Consider the following 18,117-nt stretch of genomic DNA (forward strand, 5'->3'; position numbering starts at 1 on the left):
AAAAAGTTTTGAGTTTTGAATTAAAGAACTCTCTGATAACTCAAAATCCAAAACTCATCGCTCTCATTCCCCGTTTGCTTGAAAACTCAAAACTATCCATAACTCCGACCGCGCCACTGCTTAGGAGTACGGATAGCAGACAGAAAAATCCGCAGCACGGCGAAAGGATCTGCCAGAGGGGAAAGATAAAAGTAAACAGGTAAAAGTAAAAAGTCAAAGTTCCTTTCCCGTTTACCTGTTTCCGATCCCCGAAAGCCGGGGGATTGTACTTTGCTTTCATAAGACGGCGCGATCGCGAGTAGCAATGCAAACCGAATCAATAGCAGAAATAAATTTAACCCGACAGCAGCCACCACTGGGAGTGTCGAAGTTCCCATCACCAGCCAGCTGAGTAAAACCAAGGACGCGGGTAGAGGTAAACCCTGAACGGCGAATAGCAGCCACAAGTCCCCCCATATCTGACCCCTGGAAGCAGCGTCTTTTAGGTCAAGCGATCGCCCCCACTCTTTCCAAGTTTCGCCTGCTCCCTCATACATCCGCACCTTCAAAACCTTGGCTCCATCCAGAAAGCCCACCTTGAACCCACGGCAGGCAATATTGCGGGCAAGGGTCACATCATCGCAAAAAGAACTCCGGGCGCTGGTATAACCCCCTACAGCCTCCAAAACAGAGCGACGGCACAGGAAACACTGACCGTTCGCCATCACCCGCTCCGGATCTTGAGTATTTGTACCCGCCGGATCGAATCGGTAAAGCAGGGTCATCAAGAGTGCTGGTTGCAGCCACCACTCGCCTGGATATTTCAAGATAAACTGCGGCGACAGGGAAATCAGATCAAAACCCTCTTCTTTCGCTGTCCTGAGCAAACCGGCAACCAATCCGGGAATCGCCTGAGTATCGGCGTCCATTCCCAAAATCCACTCGCTCTGTTCGCTACTGTGCAAAAATCCGGTATGTAAAGCCCAAGGACGCCCTACCCAACTAGGCGGTAAGGGGTCATCCGTCATTAAACGAAACCGGGGATCTTGCTGCTGTGCCGCTTTAACTAACTCTGGAGTTCCATCCTGGGAGCGACTATCAACAACGATAATCTCCCGGACTTCGTAGCTTTGGCGGGTTAGCCCAGCCAGCGCTGGGCTAATTCGCTCTGCTTCATTTAAAGTCGGAACCACGACACTAACAGCACCTAAGAGTTCGGGCGTGGCAGTGCCGGGTTGAATAGGCGATCGCCGAGACGGCCCTTTCAATAGACGCGAGAGCACTATCGCTACTGCTGGTGCCTGAACGAGTAGCAGCAGCAGCGATAGTGCGCTCTGGAGTGTTAACCAATCGACGTTCACTTCACCGCCACTTTGACTTGAGTCACTGGAATTTCTGGCTTCAAACTCGCAGGAGTTTCCGCTGTGGATTCGCGAATCTCTGCGGGTTGTGCCATTTGCCAGAGGGTCAAAGTTGGAATGACACCGACCAGAACGCCCAAGGAGACGGGTATCCAATACCCAGCTGCCAAGCTCAATCCGGCTGCATAACCAAAGTTACTTAGATAGATGATGAGCGGGAAACCTAGCCCAGAACGATCCAATAAAATTGGCGTCTTTCTCCACAATATTGCTCCCACACCGATAAAGAGCGAGCTAGTGCCAAACCAACCGGCATAGTTTCCGTAAGGTGTGCCAAAGAAGGCTCCTGGCTGTTCCCAATACCAAAAAGGTACCATTGTTTGACTCATCGCTGGCTCCAGCGCAAAGTCCCAAGAGGTGAACATCATAGCAGCTACAGCGATCGCACCTACATAGCGAACCAAGCTCGGATGTTGCCGAGTTTTTAGACCCGCGCAGGCAATTAAATAAGAAACCAATCCCATATAAAACCAGGACAAGGGAATGGTAAAAGGTACCAGTCCACCAATCTTATACCCCAAGCCGTTCAGGTAGCTGTAGTCCCCAAATGGAAAGCCTGTACTGGTTCCCAGCAATTCGCTTCCCAAGGACAGGCACACCGCAGGCAACATGAAAGTCAGCCAGTGCCACAGTCCTAACTTTCTATAGGCATAAATGGCAACGGCGACCGTTCCCAAGACGATATTCACCACTCCACCCCAAGCCATACTCCACTGGAATGCAGTCTGCCCAGTCTCCCCTAAACTCATAATTATTTCAGGATGGGGTACGACCAGCACCAGCCCCGCCAGTCCAAAAACCATCGTTACAATATGACCAATCAGGCAGAAACGCTCGACAGTGACAAGTTGCTTCATTGCAGAATTCTTACTTCTGTATGTTCTTAATAGTAGTTTACAAATGTTTGTCAAATAACCCCATGCTTGTGCGGCTGTCGTCGTTAGTCGTGGCTTAAGAGTCCAAATTTAGTTGGAAGTCTCCCAATCTCGTGTCAGAAGTCCAATTCACCCGTTAGCACAGCGACCTCGATCAACCTTTGGAATATTCCGAAGTTCAAGGCTGCTGCTGGACTCCAGACTTCCAGAGAAGGACTTAGAAAGAAAAAAACGACAATCAAATAAATTCTTCGCCAGTCGGCTTTTGGCTCTTCCTGGTCGGCGGTCAGTAGGGGAAAGCAGTTAAGATATTGGCAGCAACACTTAAAAGGCTTTTTCACTAAAAACCTATTGGTTGCGTTTTTAAGCTGGGCTTGCTCTCCAAGAGCAGCTCGCTCGACCCTATCGGCTTCATGGCGCATGTACTTAACATGACTTCATTTCTGCCTAAAGAAACCAAAATTGCGATCCGTCCCGTTCAATACCGCGATCTAGATGCGCTGGAACGGCTAGCCGCAGAAGATTTTGACGCAGGAGACCAAATTTACTCAACGGACAATCTGGGTAGAAAAGTTCATCAAATTCGACCCTGGTTTGGCCCGCTGAAGTTCTTGAGCTGGTTTCCCAATCCTTGTCAGCACACTTTTTGCGTTTATGTCGCGGAGCAGGATAACCAAGTTCGCGGTACGATCCAGGTTTCACCGTTCAACCGCACGCGCAGCACTTGGCGGGTTGAGCAGGTAGTTTTGGAGACAGGGGTACCGGCGGAAGTTGGCTCGCAGCTTTTACGTTATTGCTTTGAGTCAATCTTGGAAGCGCGTACCTGGGTGTTGGAAGTCAATGTTAACAACAAAGCAACACTGGCTCTTTACCGCCAGAATGGGTTTCAACCTTTGGCTCAGCTGACTTATTGGGCGATCGCTCCAGAGCTGCTTTCGTCACTGCAAGAGCGCGAACCGGATTTACCCAATCTTCTCCCAGTCAGCAATGCTGATGCCCAGTTACTCTATCAACTCGATACGGTGTCAATGCCACCGCTGCTACGCCAAGTTTATGACCGTCACATCCATGACTTCAAAACTAGCTTCGCTGGCGGGTTTCTCACCAGCTTGAAGCAATGGATCGGCAAGACAGTTAGCGTTAGTGGTTACGTATTTGAACCGCAGCGCAAGGCAGCAATTGGCTATTTTCAAATTTTTCTGTCCCGAGATGGCTCCCAACCCCATGTCGCTGAGTTGACCGTACACCCAGCCTACACTTGGTTATATCCGGAGCTACTTTCTCAAATGGCTCGGATGGCTAAGGATTACCCTTCCCAGTCCTTACAACTGGCTTCAGCCGACTATCAGCCAGAACGAGAAGAATATTTGGAACAATTAGGGGCAGAACGAATCTCCCACTCGCTCCTGATGTCTCGTTCTGTGTGGCACAAGCTGCGGGAGGCAAAGCCCATTTCCCTAGAAGGGCTACAGTTGGCTGAAATGCTTCAGGGTCTCCAACCCGCTCGCAAAGCAGTACCGGGGCGGATGTCTTGGCTAAAGTCGAAGCATAAGAAGCCGCAGGTAGAACCGCAGAAGGATTTATCGTCCTCTGTGGCGTTGCCTCCAAAAGGGGGAATCGTGCTAAATTCCCAATCCCTTGATGCCACGAAAGCTAGCCGCACAGAGCGGGGAGAAGAGAATGGAGAGAATCTCGGCACTGGGTTTGGATGTCGGTAAAAAGCGGGTTGGGGTAGCTGGCTGCGATGGCACTGGATTGATTGCCACCGGAATCGCTACGATCGAACGCACTTCCTTTGACCGGGATATCGAGCAACTGCGACGCCTGGTTGAGGAGCGACAAGTGCAAGTTCTGGTCGTTGGTTTACCCTATGCGATGGATGGAACCCTAGGATTTCAGGCGCAGCAGGTGCAGAAATTTGCGACAAGAGTGGCAGCGGCTCTCCAGTTACCGCTGGAATATATGGATGAGCGGCTCACGTCCTATGAGGCAGAGGAACTGCTAAAAACAGAAAGGCGATCGCTCTCCCAAAATAAACCTCTAATTGACCGCAAGGCGGCAGCTTTGATTTTGCAACGCTGGTTAGATGAACGTCGAGCCGCAAACAAAGTCGCAAAGCAACTTGTAGAAACAACCTATATCGCGTCTGGCGCACAGATACAGACACAGGCAGAGACATCGGAAATTCCCAATTGATTCGCAATTCCCGATTCTCCATCACCGATTTCCAAATCAGATGATAATATGAGAGATTGCTGCATTCTAAAAATAGACTTTATCCATGACTCTGCCGCAACAGCGTAAACACGAAATTATGACGGAGTATCAGGTTCACGAAACTGATACTGGCTCGACGGATCTCCAAATTGCGATGCTGACAGAACGCATCAATCGTCTCAGCACTCACCTCAAAGCCAACAAGAAGGATCATGCTTCCCGGCGAGGTTTGTTGACAATGATTGGTACCAGAAAGCGTCTCCTGTCCTACCTGCAAAAGGAAGATAGACCCCGCTATCAAGCCTTGATTGGTCGCCTGGGTATTCGCGGTTAAACCGCCGATAAACTTATGTCTTCAGAAGAATCCCAACGGAATCGCTTACCGTTTGAACCCGCTAAGAAGAATCGCAAAAAACCAGCGAAAAACCAACCAACAGTCCCAAGCACTGCCAAAGCGGAAGGTCAAGCGCCTTCTCCAAGAAAGCTCGAATCTTCGGCAGTCCCAGAGGTGGTGAGCAAACGCATGGCTCGCCGGATGGCTCTTTTTTGTGGGATTCCTAGCGCTTTAGGCATTTTGACTTTTATTGTCAGTTATGTCGTGGTTAGCCAGCACTGGTTCAAGTTGCCTAACGCCGCAGTTGTACTTGTGAGTATGGGCTTCTTTGGGTTGGGCGTTCTGGGATTAAGTTACGGGGTTCTCTCAGCCTCCTGGGACGAAGAGAGACCGGGTAGTAAAATCGGCTGGAACGAGTTCACCACGAACTGGGGACGGATGACAGCAGCATGGCGCTCTGCTGGGCAAAAGGATTCATAAATCCCGCGCAAATACCAGCAGTTCAAAGGTGAGTTTTACTTATAAGTTGTTTAGAGAACGATTGCCATCGGTCTCGCTCTTTCCTGGGGTTTGAACCCCAGGCTATTTTCATTTTTTGCTGGAGAGATAAACTCGGCGGTCTATCTAGGCAAAGCTAGAGAAGTATTATCTCTGGTGACTTTTGAAAAAGGAGATATTCGGCAGATAAACAACCGAATTATGGATTTGGAAAAATGATTGTAGTCATGAAAGCTGGCACTCCAGAGGTTGAGATTGAGCGCGTTAGCGCCGAACTCGGTACTTGGGGACTGACACCAGAAAAAATAGTTGGGAAGCACAAGGTGGTATTAGGTCTGGTTGGTGAGACGGCTGACTTAGATCCCCTCCAGATGCAAGAAATTAGCCCTTGGGTTGAACAGGTTCTGCGAGTTGAGCAGCCCTTTAAACGGGCAAGCCGCGATTATCGTCACGGTGAAGCTAGTGACGTTGTGGTATCAACGCCTAACGGTAATGTCACTTTTGGCGAACACCATCCTTTAGTGGTTGTGGCTGGCCCTTGTTCGGTCGAAAACGAAGAAATGATTATTGAAACTGCACGTCGAGTTAAGGCGGCGGGAGCGCAGTTTTTGCGCGGCGGTGCCTATAAGCCTCGGACTTCGCCCTATGCATTCCAAGGACACGGTGAGAGTGCCTTGAATTTGCTAGCGGCGGCGCGGGAAGCCACAGGTTTAGGCATCATTACGGAACTGATGGATAGCCCTGAATTGGATGTGGTGGCAGAATTTGCCGACGTGATCCAAATCGGTGCCAGAAATATGCAAAATTTCTCCCTGTTGAAGAAAGTAGGGGCGCAAGAAAAGCCTGTGCTGCTGAAGCGGGGAATGGCGGCGACGATTGAAGATTGGTTGATGGCGGCGGAGTATATTATGGCTGCTGGCAACCCGAACGTGATTTTGTGCGAACGCGGTATCCGCACCTTTGACCGTCAATATGCGCGGAATACGCTAGATTTGTCGGCAATTCCGGTGCTGAGAACTTTGACTCACCTACCAATTATGATTGACCCCAGTCACGGTACAGGTAAGTCCGAGTATGTGCCTGCGATGGCGATGGCATCTATCGCTGCTGGTGCTGACTCGTTGATGATTGAAGTCCACCCCAACCCGAAGAAAGCCCTTTCAGACGGCCCGCAATCTCTGACACCAGAGCGTTTCGACCGCCTGATGCTAGAGATGTCTGTAATTGGTAAAGCTGTAGGTCGTTGGCCTGAACCTGCTGTTGCTTTAGCTTAGAGTTAAAAGGGTGGGCAAATGCTCACCCTTTTTTTATGGATGCGATCGCGAAGCGCCGACCTGTTAGTTCACTACTTTTGATTAGTGATGGAATGCGATCGCTTGGCTCTGTTTGGAAGAACAGCAAGCATGATACTCTATGCGGAAATCCTCCGAATAGGAGATTTGGATGTATTACTCCATCGACAATTTCTCCTAACAAACATCGCCTTTTACACCAGCTTGCCCATAATCATATCCCTTGAGACGAATGGAGCGACGATGATGTTTTTCTGGGTTATCGGTTATTGTACTGGTGAGGCGCGATCGCATCGCTCTGCTGTTGTGTCATTACTCCCATAAAAAAATTACCCAGCTCTAGTTAGAGCTGGGTGATAGGAAAAACGGGCTAACCTAAAGTTGATTAACCCGATAGCTTGGGAACGCGCACACAAATTACTTTTGCACAACCAACTTGACGTTGGCATTTTGCAGACCGCGTTGCTTGACTTCAGCCAAGGTTTTGTTCACGGCATACTTCTGATTAATCGAGTTAATCAGTTCGGTTTGGTTGTGCTTCTTGGCGACGCCCCACAGGTCAGCAATCAGGTCGAAAGAACCGTCGCTGTTGCGAGACCAACCGAGGTCATACTCGCCTTCCAGAACTGCAACGATGTCAGAACGAACCCGCTGACCGTTATAACCCCGAACATCTGCTTCGGTCTTAACACTGATACCCAGGTCGCGGAGAGAAGCTTTCAGGATTTCGGCATCGGTGATTTTGGTACGCAGAGTGCTAAAGTGAGACATTTGGATTTCCTCCAGTAGAGAGTTAAGAGAAACGACAACTTGTGGATGTGAGTCTGCCGCCTGGACACATTACTGGGCGGCTTTTTTTGTCAAACTGCTAGCAAACTGCTAGCCTTTCCTCCTGTTGGGAGCAGGAGAAAGCTTTTAGAACTCCAGTCGCTGATACTCGGCGACGGAGGATGCAGCAGGTCGCGCTCGCTGTCTGGCCCAGTCCCTCAGGGCCGTTACCTGCTCGTTCATGGTTCGGGAAAGCGGCAGAGTAGCTTTTATTGCCGCGATGATATCAAGCTGGGTAAATTCTCGGTCTTGGGCAAAAGCTTCGTACATTGCCGCAACCAATCCCTGCTCAATTTCTGCCCCGGAAAATCCATCCGATACCTTAGCTAGCTGGTCGAGGTCAAAGCGAGAAATGTCCCGCTTCCGCTTGCTAAGGTGAATATTGAAAATCTCTTTGCGTTCTTCCGCAGTCGGCAAGTCTACAAAGAAAATCTCGTCGAAGCGTCCTTTGCGGAGAAACTCACCCGGTAGACGTTCAACCCGGTTGGCAGTTGCCATCACGAACACCGGAGACGTTTTTTCTTGCAACCAGGTAAGGAAAGAACCAAAGATGCGGCTGGAAGTACCCCCGTCTGAGTCAGCAGACCCAGAAGTACCGGCAAATGCTTTATCCAGTTCATCAATAAAGAGAATCGCTGGGGAAATTGATTCAGCCGTTTTTAGGGCATTCCGCAAGTTAGCTTCTGAGCGCCCCACCATTGAGCCGTCGTACACTCGCCCCATATCTAGGCGCAGAAGTGGCAGGCTCCAAAGGCGGGCAGTCGTTTTGGCAATTAAAGATTTGCCACATCCCGGTACCCCTAGGATTAACATCCCCTTGGGTTGGGGTAGACCATATTCCCTTGCTTTCTCTGTAAAAGCATTGGAACGCTGTCTCAGCCATCGCTTTAGCTCTTCTAAACCGCCAACCGAATCAATGGTTTCATCTTCTTCGATAAATTCCAAGATGCCGTTGCGGCGGATTAGCTGTTTTTTCTCAGAAAGAATAATATCGACTTCTGTTTCCGTCAGACGCCCAGTTTTGACGAAAGCTTTCCGATAAACTTTTTCGGCTTCATCCCGCGTCAGACCCAAGGTTGCTTTTAGCAGTTTTTCCCGAACTTCAGTTGTGGTGCGGCGAGAACGGGTTTGCTCTAACTGGCTAGATAGCACTTGGTTCAGTTCTGCCAAATCTGGCAAGGGATAGTCTAGAACGACGACTTCCTTTTCCAGCTCAATGGGGATTTGCTGAACGGGTGACATGAGAATGATAATTTTCTGTGTCCCTTTGAAGCTGGCGATCGCATCTCGCAGCCACCGCGTTGTTGCTGGTGAGTCAATAAAGGGGTGTAAGTCTTTGAAAATAAAGATACCAGGCTCTCTTTGGCGTACTACCCATTCAATCGCTGCCTCTGGGGAGACGGTGTTGTGCTGGGTAATATGGCGGGGTTGACCGTACTCGACTATACCGTGGGTGACAGTCCAAATGTAGACGCGCCGAGCCAGGGATTTTGTCTGAGCAATATTGGCAATTGTTCGCTCCGCCCGCTCTTCTTCGGAAGTTACTAGGTAGATGAGGGGGTATTGAGCTTGAACCAGAATATCTAGCTCTTCTTTCATATCTATCGACCCATTAGAGACGGCACAACCACTAGCCAAACATTTATCAACCGCAACCAACGTGAGCAAGCGAGGAATTCAAGCAGTCTGGAGGATTTGGAACTTTAACAGGGAACCAACGCCTCTTCTCCCTGAGAATCCGTGCCGAGTTCACCTCTGGCATTTTCAAGGGTAGTCAGCTCTTCAGCGATTACACCTGGTTGATTATCCAGGGAAACCATTTCTCCATCTCGCAGTACCACAGAGCTAGTACACTCCGGACAGGAATAGACTCGATGAGTCCTTCCCTGGATTGCTTCTACCTCATCAACCACTTCTGGGTTAGCCAGGTAGAAGACGATCGCTCTTTCGACAATTGTTGACATGGGTTCCGTGTCAACAGCTGAGCGAATTTTGAGCTGGCGATGGAGACCTGGAGGAAGATACAACGTAACCTTTTGCTTGTCTTGCATATAACTTTTCAGTTGTTCTACCCGGGTATATTTCACAGGTTATCTGCCTTATTCCGGGCTGTCAAGACATCATGCCAGCATGACGGCAATATTGTTACATTGCTTAATACTTTCCGGCAGAGTCGGATGAACTGGCGTAAGGAATATAAGCAAGCAGAACGGAGATGGGTTTCGGCGGTGTCCATTGCTAAATAACCTTCCCAGAGGGGTCCGGCGTCCTAGATCGGTTGTTAGAAGTCAGAGGGTCGAAGCTTGTTGTAGCTGGCGTGTTGTTGTTTATGCAATCGCACTCTGTGTAATGCTGTGGAGTTGTCGCGCCTCGGATACCCAGTCGCCAACCTGGAAAACTTATAAAAACCCGCGTTATAGCTTCGAGTTTCCTTATCCCAGTACCTGGATTGCTGCGCCAATGCCAGACAATCGGGATGGACGAGCTTTTAGAGATCCTCAAGATCCAGAGGTGGAAATATTAGGAGTGGCAGGCGATCGCTTGCCAGAAATTGAACTTGCGCCATCAGGGCAAAAAACTCCCCATCAATTCACGCAGAAGAATTTTACTACCCAACAAGGAGTTACCGGAAAACTTTATGTAGAACTACGTTCAGATATCAGTTTGATGCGATTGACATTGATTCAGGGAAGGATACGCTACTATTGGCAGGGGCGATCGCCCTCTAAACAATTTCCCAATTATTATCGCTTCTTCTATTATGTTGCCGGACAATACCGCATCCCCTTGCAAGTGGAAGGAAGAGAGGGAGAGAGGTTAAGAGAGGGAGATTACAGGCAGTAATCAGCGCGAAATCCTATAAAACCTCAAAATTCTCTAAAAATATAGGACTTTGGCAATTTTTAATTTTAACTTTTACTTTTTAAATTCCGGAAGGGATTAGGATTGGTCTGAGGAAATCCGCTTTATCCGAATTACCTGCCAATCCGCGTGGTTTTACCATAAGTGTAAAGTGCCATTTAATTCCATGCCCTCCGAAACAGAATCACCCCAGAATCTACCAACCGAGTCAAAGCCATTGCGAGTTTTGATTGTAGAAGACGATCCCATGATGCAGTTGGGTTTGGAGCAGTCATTAGCCGCTCATCCGCAGTTCACGATTGTCGGACAAGCCGAAGATGGCTATTTAGGCGTTGAAGCTGCTCTTAAACTGAAACCGGATCTGGTGGTTATGGATATTGGTCTGCCAAGACTAGATGGAATTGCCGCCACTCAGCAAATCAAGGCAGCGCTTCCTGATATCCGGGTAGTGGTATTGACCTCCCATACGACAGAAACCGAGATTATTGCCGCCCTTTCTAGTGGTGCGGATGCTTACTGCATCAAAGGTGCCAGCGTCGAACGCTTGCTCTCTGCGATCGCTGCCGCCCAAGAAGGTGCTACCTACCTCGATCCGCAAATTGCACGACGAGTAATTGACCATCTTAAACCGCCTTCAGTGACCGGCACTGTTTCGACGCTATCGCAGCGCGAGTTAGAGGTATTGAAATTAATGGTAGAAGGCAAAAGCAATCCGGAGATTGCTGCCGCCCTCTACCTCAGCCCCAATACGGTCAAAACCCATGTCCGTGGCATCATGAACAAACTGTCTGTCGATGACCGGGTTCAGGCAGCTGTTGTCGCGCTTCGTTCTGGACTGGTGTAAACCAAATTCTGTAGGAATGCGATTCATTGTATTTCTACAGAAATGTCCGACGCTCCAAGTGATAAAGTTGTGCGATTTGATGTCTACTTTCCGTAAACTGTGCTGACTGTTGGTGCGTCGAAACCTGTAGTTTTGGCTCAATTAAAGACTGTCTGCTAGTCAGACGGGGAGTTTTTGTAATCGCCTCCGGCTGAATCAGAATAAACCCCATGCGTCGAGCGTATAAGTAGAATGACAACATGACCATGCACCCTTGAATTCAGTGTCAGGTCTCAGGTTAAGACGATTAGAAGCGATCGCACTTCATCCCCTTGTCTCACCCAACTGGGTGAACATCAATTCTGTCTTAAGCTAGATGAAAGATTGCCAAGGCTAAGCAAGCTAACTCAAGAGTCTTTAGTTTAATTGTGTCCCGCTACTTAGATGGTCAACAATACTTTAAAAAAAATCCTATCTATACAATTCAACTGTTTAAAAAAACAGTAGTTATCAAAATAATATGATTTATTTTATCTACCTCATGCTCTTGATTCACCCGAATGGATGATTTCGAGAAATGCCAAGCATTAGCACTTAAATAAAAGCTTTTTTAAAAGGTGGTAAGAATCAATATCATCCAAAAGAATGAGCTAGTTGGGTGAAGTGGAAGCTGAGAGCTAAACATTACCTTAGTAAGTGTAAGGAACACCAAATCACTTCAAGGAACACTAACCATGCAAGCTCCAATTAATACTCAAGCAAATGCTAACATCCAGACCAACAAACCTGTACTTCAGCGCGGTTCCCAAGGAGCATCGGTTGAGGAACTACAAAGACTTTTAACTCACTGGGGAAGTTATAACGGTGACATTGATGGAATCTTCGATATCGTCGTTGAAAATGCAGTGAAATCTTACCAGCACCGCGTCTTTTTGAAAGAAGATGGCATCGTAGGAAATCTGACTTGGCAGGCTCTTTACAAGGGTGCGCCCGTCAATATGCCAGTGCTGCAAAAAGGTAGCAAAGGTCAAATCGTAGTCACGCTTCAGCGTCTTTTACAGACAACTGGCGATTTTACTGCTGCAACTAGCCCAAACTTCGGCCCAGCAACAGATGCAGCGGTGCGCTCTTTCCAAAGGCGCTCTGGTTTAATTGCGGATGGAATTGTTGGCGATCGCACTTGGCACGCTTTGAGTAAGATTCCTCACTAAAGAAGGAATGTCACTCTCTTGACGCCTCTCCGTGAACGGAGAGGCGTCAAGAAATTTTTCTATAAGGTTGATGAATTAACCGGATTCGATATAACTTCAAAGACTAAAAGGCTAAGAAGCAGCCCGATTTAGAGGTAATGTAAACCACAAGGTTGTCCCTAATCCAGGACTGCTATTCGCTCCAATTTCCCCGCCGTGGGCTGTGATAATTTGCTTGCAAAGATACAATTTTAAACCAGTGCCAGTCGAGCAACTGGATCTCGGATCTCGGATATAAAGATCGAATAAGCGATCGCACTCTTGTTGGCTCATCCCGATACCGTTATCCTGAAGCGTACAGCGCAGTCTTTGAGACTCAATGGTGGCGCTCAGATGTAGGCTCAGTTTGGGGGGATTATGCTTCAAAATATGGTTGAATAAATTTTCTAAAACTCGCTGTAACTGAGCTGGATCGACCATGACCAAGGGTAAATCAGCGGAAACAAGATTCGTTAGTGTCGCTTGATTTTGCGACAGCGTTGGCTCTAAGCCTTGGAGAATCTTTGCAAACAGAGTCTTTATTTGAATAGGCTCGCGATGGAGGATAATGCCCTCTTCCTCGCTAGAATGAGTTTCTAACAAGGAATTAATCATTCCCAATTGCCGCTCGTTCCCTTGAATCATGCGTTCGACAATTGAACGAGAAAGGGTAATTTTTTCCGCTGGCTGATTGAGCAAATTTTTTAGCACCATTACAGTTCCAATTACCGAAGTCCGGAGTTCGTGGGAAACTGTATGTAAAACAACGTCCTTGAGTTGGTTCATTTCTTGGAGTTGTGCCACTGCCTGCTGTAACTGGGCAGTGCGCTCCTCGACAGTCCGCTCTAGACAGGTATTCAGAGTGGATACTTGTTCGTAAAGTTGTGCTTGTTGGATGGCGATCGCGACTTGGGTTGCCAGCGAACAGAGCAATTCAATTTCAAACTGCTGCCAATGACGCGATCCGCTGCATTGATTAGCGATCAACATTCCAAAAAACTCGTTTCCCACCAGAATGGGAACGCATAAACTGGCTTTAATTTGATATTGAGCGTAGTAGGCAGTATGAAAGCGAGATTTAACGACTTTCTCTGTATCATCAATTGCCTGAACCTGACCTTGTTTAAAGAAAGATTTAAGTTCTCTGAGGTAACGGTCACTTGTCACCCAGCCGAGAATCGACCGACAATCCGGTGCCACCGATTCTGCTACAACTTTGCCTTGAGAATTGGCATCTAAGTGAGCGATGAAAACTCGGTCAGCTTGCAGAAATTGCCGAACCTCCCGAACGGTGTTATTGAGAATTTGATCGAGATCCAGCGATCGCCGAATTCTCAGCGCAATCTCTCCTAGTAAGCGAGCCGCACTCAGAGCGCAGATGCTAGCGCGATCGCGTTCTCCCGCAGCCCGGAGTTGGACTTCCGCCTCCTTTCGCTTGGTGATATCGAGAATATATCCTTCGTAGTGGGTGATGTTCCCTTGGTCATTGCGGACAACGCTGGTGAATTCATAAACCCATCGCACCTCGCCATCAGAGCGAATCAGGCGATAGTCCTGTTCCTGAAAATTTAAGCCAGCCGCATCATACGCTTGAGTCTGAGCCTCAACTTGAGCTAAGTCATCGGGATGAATAACGCTACCATACGTTACCCTGCCACTGATGAAGTCATTCGATTGATAGCCCCACTGACTGATGTTGGGCGAGACGTATTCCACGGGTCGATTTTCTTGGGCAATCCAGCGGAAGACCGTAACCGGCCCCCTGATAAATAATCTGCGTTCTCGCTCTAGTGCTGCTTCGGCTCGCTTGCGTTCTGTCACTTCCATCAGCAAGCCATCCCAGAGAATATCACCGTTCGCCTGCTTTTCCGGACGAGAGGCGCATTGTACCCACTTAATTTTGCCAGTCGGCGTGACGATACGACCTTCCCAAGCCCAAGGTTGCAGCGTGGCGGCAGAAATATCTACAGATTCTTCATACCCTTTGAGATCTTCGGGATGAATTAAATCCTTAAGCAGTTGAAAATTCGCCTGAATATTTTCTGGTTCTAACTCAAACAATTCTTGGTACCCGGAACTGGCACAGACGATGGACTCACGCCCATCCGGGCACCGCAGGTACTGGTAAATCATGCCCGGTATGTTGGCAACCATTCTTTGAAATTTCGACTCTTGCTGTCTTAGCTTGTCTGTTGTTTTCTGAATCGTTTCAATCTCGCCGTCAGCCAGAATTTGTTTGAGCTTTTCAAAGGCGGCTTCGTCCCGACAACACTCCCGGATGGTTTCTAGATATTCAGGCATTAGCAATTACTTCACTTCTTTTTAACTCAACCATTTTTCAACAATTTCACCAGATTAACAGGCTAAAAACCCTGAAAAATGAAGTCCGAAGTGTGAAAAGCTACGCTTTACGGTAACTTTCAACTTCTCGGGTTTTTCATTTTTTTATAGCCTTCATTCTTTAGTATTCCCATCCAAGCTTTAAAAATTCAGTCGATAGATAATTGGAAGCAAACTGGCACAGAAAAACAAAATTTTAAGCTCTTTCGTCTGCCAAAAGGAAGACTTTTTCTGTCACGAGCAACAGCAAAACTTGATTTTTAATTGTCTTCACGGATTGAGCGATCGCTCAAAGGTTTATTTTCTAATTTAAGATGGAGTAATGCATTAAACTTTCTTCTAGCGAATCACCCAATCGGGTGATTTCTAGTCATGCTTTAGTTATTGGTTAGTAGCGATAGCTAAGGACGTATCAGGATTCATTCATATGACATCTTTATCTAGTCAGCCTAGGAATCTAGTCAGCATAGGAGTCCTGTTATCGCGTTTCTCGGTTGGATTGAAGGCGAAATACCCAACTTCTCTAAGAAGTTGGGTATCTAAAGGACTAGCATCTTATAAATTAAATCAGATTGGTCTAGTAAGCAGGCATAAAACAACTCTTAGAGTAGTAACATCTTTCTGTTTATGGTGACATTGCAAAAGGTAAAGTAAACCAGAAGGTTGCACCGGCTTTTGGAGAACTAGTCACGCCAATTTTGCCGCCGTGAGCTTGTACAATCTGCTGACAAAGATATAATCCCAAACCAATACCAGTTGAGCGTCGTGCTTGCGAACCACGGGCATAAAGTTCAAAGGCGCGATCGCATTGTTCTGGATTCATCCCAACACCGTTATCTTCAATAGTGCAGCGAATCGTCTGTTCTTCAACGGTCGCCCTAAGAATCATCCTGAGTCCGGGTGGGTTATGGTTAAAAGCATTCGTGAGTAGATTTTCAAACACGCGCCGCAACTGAAGCGGATCGGCGTTCACTGTGGGTAGTTCAGATGGAATTTGATCGATCAGAATTGCCTGATTTTTGACACACAACGGCTCAAAATCCTCAACAATCTCTTGAATGAGAGAGTTAAGTTGGACTGGTTCGCGGTGCAAGACAAAACCTCGCACTTCACTGGTGTGAACTTCTAACAGGGAGTTAATTAAGCGGAGTTGGCGATCGCTACTTTGAATCATCCGCTCTAAAATTGACCGAGACACTGGAATTGTCTTTTGTTCATTGCCATTCGCTGTTAACAAATTCTGCAACACCAGTAACCAGCCGGTGAGCGGCGTCCGCAGGTCGTGGGAAACGGCATGGAGGAAGACATCCTTCAGTTCGTATAGTTCTTGAACTTCCTGGATTTTTTGCTCTAGTTGAGCGGTACGTTCCCGAACTTGGCATTCTAAGTTGGTATTGAGCTCCTGTACTTGTTGGAAGAGGCAAGATTGCTGAATGGCGATCGCAACTTGGGTTCCTAATTGTTCTAGCAAATCAATCTCGATCGGCTCCCAGCGCCTCGCTCCACTGCATTGATTAACAATTAATGCACCCAATAGCCGATCGCCTTTCACGCGAATTGGAACAGCCACGGCGGCTTTGACGTGATAATCGCGGTAATAGGATGCGATCGCTGGGTGAACCGTCGCTTGGGTTGTATCCTCAACGACTCGAACCTGATTCGCCTCAAACAAGGTTCGCATCTCCTCTAGGGAACTTCGATCGTCAAGTACCCAGTCCATAATCGGCGGGTAATTGGGTTCTACCGATTCAGCCATTACCCTGCCTTTTCCCGTCGTATCGGAAGCGATGAAGACGCGGTCGGCTTTCAGAAACGACCGGACTTCTGCCACCGTAGTGTTAAAAATTTCGTCCAAATCCAGCGATTTGCGGATTCGCAGCGCCATTTCTGCCAACAAGCGATCGCGTTCTTGCACCAAGCGCTGCCTCATTTCTGCTTGCTTGCGTTCAGTGATATCGTTCCCAATTGTCAGCAAACATGGCTCACCCTCTAAGTTGATGATTTCGGCACAGAAAAGCCCTATTATTACCCTTCCGGACTTGTTGCGAAACTCGCATTCCTGATTGCGGACAGCACCTTCTTCCTGTACCTGCTGGATAACTTTGATGCGGTCTTCTGGATTCACCCAGATATTTAATTCCAATGTCGTATGACCAATAATTTCATGGCGTTGGAAACCTGAAAGATGGAGAAAACTTTCGTTGACATCAATGTATCGCCCTTCTTTGAGGGTGCTAATCGTTATCGAGTCAGGACTGGAACGAAAAGCGGATGCGAACTTCTCCTCTGAACTTCGCAGCGCCTCCTCAGCCCGCTTTCGGTCGGTAATATCCATTACCAATCCATCCCAGAGAATATCGCCATTGAGTTGCTTCTCTGGTCGAGAAGCGCATTGAATCCACTTAATTTTGCCACTGGGAGTCTGAATCCGACCTTCCCATTTACAAGGTTGCTGTGTCACAGCCGAAACCGCGATGGATTGTTCATAAGCCTCCCGGTCGTCGGGATAAATTAACTCCTTGCCACAATTTGCCTGAATCGCCTCCGGCTCTAATTCAAACAGTTCGCGGCAACCGGAACTGGCATAGGGGACAGCCTGGGAACCATCCGAACGCTGAAGGAACTGAAAAATCATCCCCGGTACGTTAGCGGTAATTTGTTGCAGCCGTAATTCGCTCTGCCGTAGAGTTTCAGTCGTTTGCTGATGAGCGATCGCTTTCCCGAAACTTGCTGCCATCGTTATCAAACAAGCTTCCTCATCCTTTGACCACTGGCGAGCGTAGCGGCGATCGTCAAAGCCAATTAAGCCCCAAAGTTTTCCATTGCAAGAAATTGGGACAACTAATATAGAGGAAATTTGCTTGTTTGCCAAAACTTCCCGTTCGCCATTTGGAAGTTCGCGAATTAAACCCCGAACTGCCTTCCCAGCTTGCAAATCTTCGTACCACCGACTGATGCGACAAGCCGCTAATGCCTGGTTGTGTAAATTGGGATTGTGAATTTGAGGTGTTACAAACTCTTTTGTCCATTCAAATCGGTGGCTAAAGGCTAATTCACGGGTTTCTGGATGAGGATGAATCTCAAAAATATAAGCTCGATCTACCCCCGTTACTCTGCCTAGAGTTGCTAAAGCTTGATTCACGCCGACTGCAAAATCGCGATTCGTCAGCAGTTGGTGAGTCGCTTCCGCCACACTTTGTAGGAGATTAGAGCAATACATGGGGCTAGTTTTCGCATACAGTCTAGTAGAAACACGCTCTTCTGGATAGGGAATTTTTTGACTCTGACTTATGGTTTTGTTCACTCTTTAACCCTTTTGTTCGATTGCAGTGGAGGCTTTCATCCTTCGCGCCGATAAAAGTCTTTTGATGGGTTGAAAGCCAAAGGCAGCAGTCAGAAGAATGAATTTTCCAAAAGCA

Annotated in this window: 17 protein-coding genes; 9 read left to right on the forward strand and 8 right to left on the reverse strand. The window is 47.8% G+C overall.

What is annotated here, in order from left to right:
* Positions 1-92: 92 nt before the first annotated feature.
* Complete coding sequence (cruG, locus tag NDI33_RS02965; RefSeq protein ID WP_190674140.1) at positions 93-1,340, reverse strand: 2'-O-glycosyltransferase CruG; 1,248 nt, start codon at positions 1,338-1,340, stop codon at positions 93-95.
* Entirely contained in the window at positions 1,337-2,257 is a 921-nt protein-coding gene (gene cruF, locus NDI33_RS02970; RefSeq protein WP_190674144.1) for a gamma-carotene 1'-hydroxylase CruF, read from the reverse strand. Before cruF ends, cruG begins: the two co-directional genes overlap by 4 nt.
* 449 nt (positions 2,258-2,706) lie before the next feature.
* Between cruF and NDI33_RS02975 the strand changes: the two genes are divergently transcribed.
* The 6 genes from NDI33_RS02975 (at position 2,707) to NDI33_RS03000 (ending at position 6,940) form a co-directional block, all read left to right on the forward strand.
* The gene (locus NDI33_RS02975; protein WP_190674147.1) at positions 2,707-3,993 is read left to right on the forward strand and encodes a GNAT family N-acetyltransferase; all 1,287 of its coding nucleotides are present in this window, start codon (positions 2,707-2,709) and stop codon (positions 3,991-3,993) included.
* Complete coding sequence (ruvX, locus tag NDI33_RS02980) at positions 3,956-4,471, forward strand: Holliday junction resolvase RuvX (RefSeq protein ID WP_242033061.1); 516 nt, start codon at positions 3,956-3,958, stop codon at positions 4,469-4,471. Before NDI33_RS02975 ends, ruvX begins: the two co-directional genes overlap by 38 nt.
* Positions 4,472-4,556: 85 nt before the next feature.
* The gene (rpsO, locus tag NDI33_RS02985; protein WP_190415339.1) at positions 4,557-4,826 is read left to right on the forward strand and encodes a 30S ribosomal protein S15; all 270 of its coding nucleotides are present in this window, start codon (positions 4,557-4,559) and stop codon (positions 4,824-4,826) included.
* A 15-nt stretch (positions 4,827-4,841) separates the two neighbouring features.
* Positions 4,842-5,306: a PAM68 family protein gene (locus NDI33_RS02990; RefSeq protein ID WP_190674152.1), complete on the forward strand. Its 465-nt coding sequence runs from the start codon at positions 4,842-4,844 to the stop codon at positions 5,304-5,306.
* Positions 5,307-5,539: 233 nt separating this feature from the next.
* A complete protein-coding gene (aroF, locus tag NDI33_RS02995) occupies positions 5,540-6,598 on the forward strand; it encodes a 3-deoxy-7-phosphoheptulonate synthase (protein ID WP_190441324.1) in 1,059 nt (352 codons plus the stop codon).
* A 129-nt stretch (positions 6,599-6,727) separates the two neighbouring features.
* Complete coding sequence (locus tag NDI33_RS03000; RefSeq protein WP_190674154.1) at positions 6,728-6,940, forward strand: hypothetical protein; 213 nt, start codon at positions 6,728-6,730, stop codon at positions 6,938-6,940.
* A 93-nt stretch (positions 6,941-7,033) separates the two neighbouring features.
* Here the strand turns inward: NDI33_RS03000 and NDI33_RS03005 are convergent, their stop codons facing one another.
* The 3 genes from NDI33_RS03005 to NDI33_RS03015 all read right to left on the reverse strand — a co-directional run bounded on the left by NDI33_RS03005 (position 7,034) and on the right by NDI33_RS03015 (position 9,495).
* Positions 7,034-7,387 carry a DUF1257 domain-containing protein gene (locus tag NDI33_RS03005; RefSeq protein WP_190415354.1) on the reverse strand — a complete coding sequence of 118 codons (354 nt, stop codon included), beginning with the start codon at positions 7,385-7,387 and terminating at the stop codon, positions 7,034-7,036.
* Between the two features lie 144 nt (positions 7,388-7,531).
* Positions 7,532-9,043 (reverse strand): AAA family ATPase, encoded by a 1,512-nt coding sequence (locus tag NDI33_RS03010; protein ID WP_190415355.1) that lies wholly within the window; start codon positions 9,041-9,043, stop codon positions 7,532-7,534.
* Between the two features lie 104 nt (positions 9,044-9,147).
* Positions 9,148-9,495 (reverse strand): hypothetical protein, encoded by a 348-nt coding sequence (locus NDI33_RS03015; protein WP_190415708.1) that lies wholly within the window; start codon positions 9,493-9,495, stop codon positions 9,148-9,150.
* Between the two features lie 298 nt (positions 9,496-9,793).
* Between NDI33_RS03015 and NDI33_RS03020 the strand changes: the two genes are divergently transcribed.
* Both NDI33_RS03020 and NDI33_RS03025 read left to right on the forward strand, forming a co-directional pair.
* Entirely contained in the window at positions 9,794-10,288 is a 495-nt protein-coding gene (locus tag NDI33_RS03020) for a hypothetical protein (protein ID WP_190674157.1), read from the forward strand.
* 184 nt (positions 10,289-10,472) lie between these two features.
* Entirely contained in the window at positions 10,473-11,150 is a 678-nt protein-coding gene (locus tag NDI33_RS03025; RefSeq protein ID WP_190415358.1) for a response regulator, read from the forward strand.
* 34 nt (positions 11,151-11,184) lie between these two features.
* On the opposite strand, the gene NDI33_RS03030 is transcribed toward NDI33_RS03025, so the two are convergent.
* Positions 11,185-11,391 carry a hypothetical protein gene (locus NDI33_RS03030; RefSeq protein ID WP_190441088.1) on the reverse strand — a complete coding sequence of 69 codons (207 nt, stop codon included), beginning with the start codon at positions 11,389-11,391 and terminating at the stop codon, positions 11,185-11,187.
* A gap of 472 nt (positions 11,392-11,863) precedes the next feature.
* Between NDI33_RS03030 and NDI33_RS03035 the strand changes: the two genes are divergently transcribed.
* A complete protein-coding gene (locus NDI33_RS03035) occupies positions 11,864-12,340 on the forward strand; it encodes a peptidoglycan-binding protein (protein WP_190441083.1) in 477 nt (158 codons plus the stop codon).
* Positions 12,341-12,451: 111 nt separating this feature from the next.
* On the opposite strand, the gene NDI33_RS03040 is transcribed toward NDI33_RS03035, so the two are convergent.
* On the reverse strand, positions 12,452-14,659 hold the full coding sequence (locus NDI33_RS03040; protein ID WP_190674160.1) for a PAS domain-containing protein: 2,208 nt from the start codon (positions 14,657-14,659) through the stop codon (positions 12,452-12,454).
* A gap of 664 nt (positions 14,660-15,323) precedes the next feature.
* Positions 15,324-18,002, reverse strand: coding sequence for a GAF domain-containing protein (locus tag NDI33_RS03045; RefSeq protein ID WP_190674161.1), 2,679 nt, complete (start codon positions 18,000-18,002; stop codon positions 15,324-15,326).
* Positions 18,003-18,117: the final 115 nt, after the last annotated feature.

Source organism: Trichocoleus sp. DQ-A1, from assembly GCF_039961955.1.
Taxonomy (GTDB): Bacteria; Cyanobacteriota; Cyanobacteriia; order Cyanobacteriales; family FACHB-T130; genus FACHB-T130.